This window comes from Streptomyces sp. SID5910 (assembly GCF_009862125.1).
In the GTDB taxonomy this organism is placed as follows: domain Bacteria; phylum Actinomycetota; class Actinomycetes; order Streptomycetales; family Streptomycetaceae; genus Streptomyces.
The window spans coordinates 1-4,226 of sequence record NZ_WWHX01000646.1 but is presented as its reverse complement, the minus strand read 5'-3'; the positions used below and the strand labels follow the sequence as shown (position 1 = coordinate 4,226).

Genomic DNA, 4,226 nt, shown 5'->3' with positions numbered 1-4,226 from the left:
GCACGCGATGACGGGGCGACGCTAGACGACCTCACCCGGCTCGACACCATGGTCACCGTGGTGGACGCGGCGAACTTCCTGGCCGAACTGGGCACCGGCGACGAACTCGCCGAGCGGGGCCTCGCGCCCTTCGAGGACGACGAGCGCACCGTGAGCGACCTGCTGATCGACCAGGTCGAGTTCGCCGACGTGATCGTCCTGAACAAGCTCGACCTGGTCGACGGCACCTCCGCCGAGCGGCTGCGCGGCATCCTCGCCCGGCTCAACCCGGGCGCACGCCTCGTCGAGACGGTCCGCGGACAGGTGCGCGCCTCGGACGTGCTCGGAACCGGCCTGTTCGACGTGGAGCAGGCACAGCAGGCACCCGGCTGGGTGCGGGAGCTGAACGGCGACCACGTCCCGGAGACCGAGGAGTACGGAATCTCCTCCACCCTCTTCCGTGCCGACCGGCCCTTCCATCCGGACCGGCTGTGGAAGCTGATCACCGAGCGGTTCGACAGCGGTGAGTTCGGGACGGTCCTGCGCAGCAAGGGCTTCTTCACGCTGGCCGGGCGTCCGGGGGTGACCGGCCTCTGGTCCCAGGCCGGGTCCGTCGCCCGCTTCGAGCCCGCCGGTGTCATCGAGGCCGGGACGGCCGAACAGCGAGCCCAGGAACTCGTGTTCATCGGGACCGAACTGGCGGCGCCGGCTCTGCACTCGGCGCTGGAGGACTGCCTCCTGGACGGCGAGTGGACCGGTGGCGAGGACCCCTTCCCCGTCTGGGACGTCCCCGAGGCCCACGAGGCCTGCGCGCACGAGCAGCACGGGTCGGGGCTGCCCGTCTGAAGACCCCGGGCCGGGTGATGGTCGCAGCCACGGCATCACCCGGTCCGGTCAGCCTGGTACCGGCGTCATCCACCGGGAGGTGACCATGCGCGGCTCCGCTCTCGCGAACCAGCGCTCGACACGGCAGCGCCGCCAGCTGCTGACCCTGTTCCAGGCGTGCGAGGACTTCGTCTCCGCGCGGTCCCTGCACGCGGCGGCCGAGGCCGCGGGCATCCCGATCGGCCTGACCACCGTCTACCGCACCCTTCGCATCCTGGAGGCGGACGGCGGCGCGGATGTCCTACGCGATGTCAACGGGGAACGGCTGTACCGCCCGCGCCCCGACGAGGGACATCAGCACTACGTCGTGTGCCGGGAGTGCGGTCTGAGCCGTGCGGTGGAGGCGGAGCAGGTCGAGCGGTGGGCGCAGAGCGTCGCGGCGACCACCGGCTTCACCGGCATCGACCACGTCGTCGAGCTGACCGGCGTCTGCGCGGACTGCAACCGGCCGTCGACGCGGGCCGGTGCACGCTGACGGCCCGCTGCGCCGGAGGCCCTCGCGCCGATGGTGGACGAGATACGCGCGGCCGTGGATGCGACGGAGTACGCGGACGTACCGCTCGACATGCTCTCCGGCGGCGAGCGGCAACGCGTCGGTGACCCACGAGATCAACCCCGTTCTCGGCATGGCCGACCGGGTCCTCCACCTCGCCCGGGGACGGCACCGGATCGGTACGCCGACGAGGTACTGACCTCGCTCATAAGCTGCCGCACTAAGCTGGGCCGGCCCGGCGCCGCGCGATCACCGCGCCCACGGCCACCGGTGGGCCGGGGCAGTACGGGCGATGCCGAGCGACGAAGCGAGTGACGTGAGCGATCAGAAGTACGCCGGGACGCGGGGCGGGTTCGCCGACGCCGTGCGCATGGCCGGGCGGGCCTGCGTGTACGCCTTGCTCGGCGGGTCCGCGCTGCTCACGATCGTCACGGTCGCCGGCGTGCTCGGGCCGATGCTCGCGCTCGACCTCTACACGCCGCCCGTCGCGGCCTGGTGGACCGTGTTCACGGCCGTCGTCGTCCAGGGGGTGCCGTTCCTCCTGCTCGGCGCGCTTGTCTCCGCGGCCGTCGGCGCGCTCGTACCCGAACGGGTCTTCACCCGCCTGCTGCCACGCAGTCCGGCTCTCGCGGTACCGTTGGCGGGCGTGGCCGGTGCGGTGCTTCCCGGGTGCGAGTGCGCGTCCGTGCCGGTGGCCGGCAGCCTGATGCGGCGCGGAGTGGCACCGGCGGCCGCGCTCGCGTTCCTGCTCTCCGCGCCGGCGATCAACCCCGTGGTGCTCGTCGCCACATCGCTCGCGTTCCCGGGCCACCCCATGATGGTGGTGGCACGGATGGTCGCCTCGCTCGCCACCGCCGTGGCCATGGGCTGGCTCTGGGCGCGTTTCGGCCGCACGGAGTGGCTTCGCCTGCCGGCGAGGCCGTCCACCGGTTCCGGCACCTCACGCGCGGGCGCCTTCGTGGCAGGGCTGCAACACGACTTCCTGCACGCCGGGGGTTTCCTGGTGCTGGGGGCGGGCGCGGCGGCGACCTTCAACATCGCTGTGCCGCGGGCGCTGCTGGACACCTTCACGGCATCCGCCTGGGTATCGGTGCTGATCCTGGCGCTGCTCGCCGTGGTGCTCTGCGTGTGCAGCGAGGCGGACGCCTTCGTGGCGGCCTCGCTGAGCGCGTTCGGACCGGTGGCACAGCTGGCGTTCATGGTCGTGGGCCCCATGGTCGACCTCAAGCTGTTCGCGCTCCAGGCGGGCACGTTCGGGCGGGAGTTCGCCCTCCGGTTCTCGTCCGTCACCTGGGTGGCCGCGGTGGCCGGCAGTGTGCTCGTGGGAGGGTGGCTGCTGTGAGGAGATACGGTCCCGCCGTACTGTTGCTGCTGGTCGGCGTCGCGGTGCTGCGCATCTCGCTCTTCAGCGATCTCTACCTCCGGTATGTGCAGCCGGGGCTGCGTCCCTATCTGATCGCCTCCGGAGCGCTGCTGGGACTGCTCGGTCTGGTACGGGGCGCGCTGACCGCGCGAGCTGCGCGGCCGGGCGCTTCCGGCGCCGGCGGGCACGGTCACCCGGCCGAGGGCGAACCGGGCCACGGACACTCCCACGCGGGCGGTCCACGCGTCGCCTGGCTGCTGGCTCTTCCCGCCGTCGCCCTGCTCTGCTTCCCGCCCCCGGCCCTGGGTTCCTACAGCGCGGCCCGGGAGGAGGCCCGGCGTACCGAGGCGTACGTCGGCACGTTCCCGGCGCTACCGGCCGGCGACCCGGTGGAGCTGAGCCTGACCGAGTTCGCCTCCCGCGCCGCGTACGACAGCGGGTACTCACTGCGGGGCCGCACAGTGCAGCTCACCGGCTTCGTCACCCGGGACGACGACACCTGGTACGTCACCCGGCTGCGGGTGACGTGCTGCGCGGCCGACGCAACGGCGGTCAAGGCGGAGGTCCGTGGCGAGCGGGCGCCGGAGACCGACACGTGGGTGACGGTGACGGGCACCTGGCACCCCGAGGGCGAGCTGGGCTCGACGTCGGCCTGGCCCCCGGCGCTGGACGCCACGACGGTCCACACGATCGCCGAGCCGTCGGACCCCTACGAGGAACGCTGAGACTCCGACGCTCTTCCGCGCGGCTCCCTACCCCCGGCCAGTTCCTCTTCGCTCGCCCACACGTGGCGGACCCGCGGGATGGTAGCCAGCGCCTTCTTCCTGTCTTTTGTCCGGCTGTCATCCGCTTGTCTCCGGTGGGCTCAGAGCTGCCGAATCAGCATCCATATGACAAACCCTAAGAAGATCACTCCGACCACCCGGTTCATGGCGTACCCCTTGTTCGTGGGCTCGGTCGCCTCGGGGTTCCTGACCCAGCCCCGTTGGAGGCGGCTGTTGGCCTTCCAGAGCAGCTGAGGGCGTACGACTTGAACGACTCCCATGATCAGAAAGAAACACAGGACCAGGACGAATACCGGATTACCGCCATCGCTATCTGCGGCGGTCTTCATTACCGCGTTGTGAAGCATGATGCTTCGCTTGCCCCGGCCTTAAGGCGAAAAACAGGCACCTCTACGGCCAGCTCGTACTAGCCGTTGGACCAGTTGGTCCGGCCCCGGAAGTCGGCAGGACTCGTCAGTGACGAGCGCTCAAGCGTGGACGTGGCGGCGGGTGCCCGGCAGCTTGTGCGGGGCGGCGTGGTGGGCGGGCCGGCCCGTCGCGGGAACTGCGAGGCGCCGCAGGGACAGGGTCGCGGTGACGAGGAGAACGGCGAAGACGGCCAGGAGGAGGGCGGACACCCACATCTGCCGACTTCCGGGTGACTGCCAGCCGGTCCAGGCCACGGATCCCGTCCACAGCAGAATGCCCGCAGCGTAGAAGGAGCGGATACGGCGCAGTTGCC

General features: G+C 71.2%; 6 protein-coding genes and 1 pseudogene. 5 read left to right on the top strand and 2 right to left on the bottom strand.

Annotated features, from left to right (window positions below):
* From GTW67_RS22825 to GTW67_RS22810, 5 genes and pseudogenes are all read left to right on the top strand, one after another.
* On the top strand, positions 1-825 hold an 825-nt coding region (locus tag GTW67_RS22825; protein ID WP_161166678.1), incomplete at its 5' end, for a GTP-binding protein.
* A gap of 85 nt (positions 826-910) precedes the next feature.
* The gene (locus GTW67_RS22820) at positions 911-1,339 is read left to right on the top strand and encodes a Fur family transcriptional regulator (protein WP_161166677.1); all 429 of its coding nucleotides are present in this window, start codon (positions 911-913) and stop codon (positions 1,337-1,339) included.
* A gap of 33 nt (positions 1,340-1,372) precedes the next feature.
* Positions 1,373-1,544, top strand: a pseudogene (locus tag GTW67_RS37835) (ABC transporter ATP-binding protein); the annotation flags it as partial.
* Between the two features lie 183 nt (positions 1,545-1,727).
* Complete coding sequence (locus tag GTW67_RS22815; protein WP_237518990.1) at positions 1,728-2,699, top strand: permease; 972 nt, start codon at positions 1,728-1,730, stop codon at positions 2,697-2,699.
* Positions 2,696-3,445 (top strand): TIGR03943 family putative permease subunit, encoded by a 750-nt coding sequence (locus GTW67_RS22810; RefSeq protein ID WP_161166675.1) that lies wholly within the window; start codon positions 2,696-2,698, stop codon positions 3,443-3,445. Before GTW67_RS22815 ends, GTW67_RS22810 begins: the two co-directional genes overlap by 4 nt.
* A gap of 140 nt (positions 3,446-3,585) precedes the next feature.
* Here GTW67_RS22810 and GTW67_RS22805 read toward each other — a convergent pair whose 3' ends face one another.
* On the bottom strand, positions 3,586-3,834 hold the full coding sequence (locus tag GTW67_RS22805; protein WP_161166674.1) for a DUF6199 family natural product biosynthesis protein: 249 nt from the start codon (positions 3,832-3,834) through the stop codon (positions 3,586-3,588).
* A gap of 138 nt (positions 3,835-3,972) precedes the next feature.
* A partial coding sequence (locus GTW67_RS22800; RefSeq protein WP_161166673.1) for a hypothetical protein occupies positions 3,973-4,226 on the bottom strand: 254 nt, incomplete at its 5' end.

Excerpts from the sequence above, each read along its gene's own strand:
- GTW67_RS22820 (WP_161166677.1), top strand. The coding sequence starts at position 911 with ATGCGCGGCTCCGCTCTCGCGAACCAGCGCTCGACACGGCAGCGCCGC.
- GTW67_RS22815 (WP_237518990.1), top strand. The coding sequence starts at position 1,728 with ATGGCCGGGCGGGCCTGCGTGTACGCCTTGCTCGGCGGGTCCGCGCTG.
- GTW67_RS22805 (WP_161166674.1), bottom strand. The coding sequence starts at position 3,834 with ATGAAGACCGCCGCAGATAGCGATGGCGGTAATCCGGTATTCGTCCTG.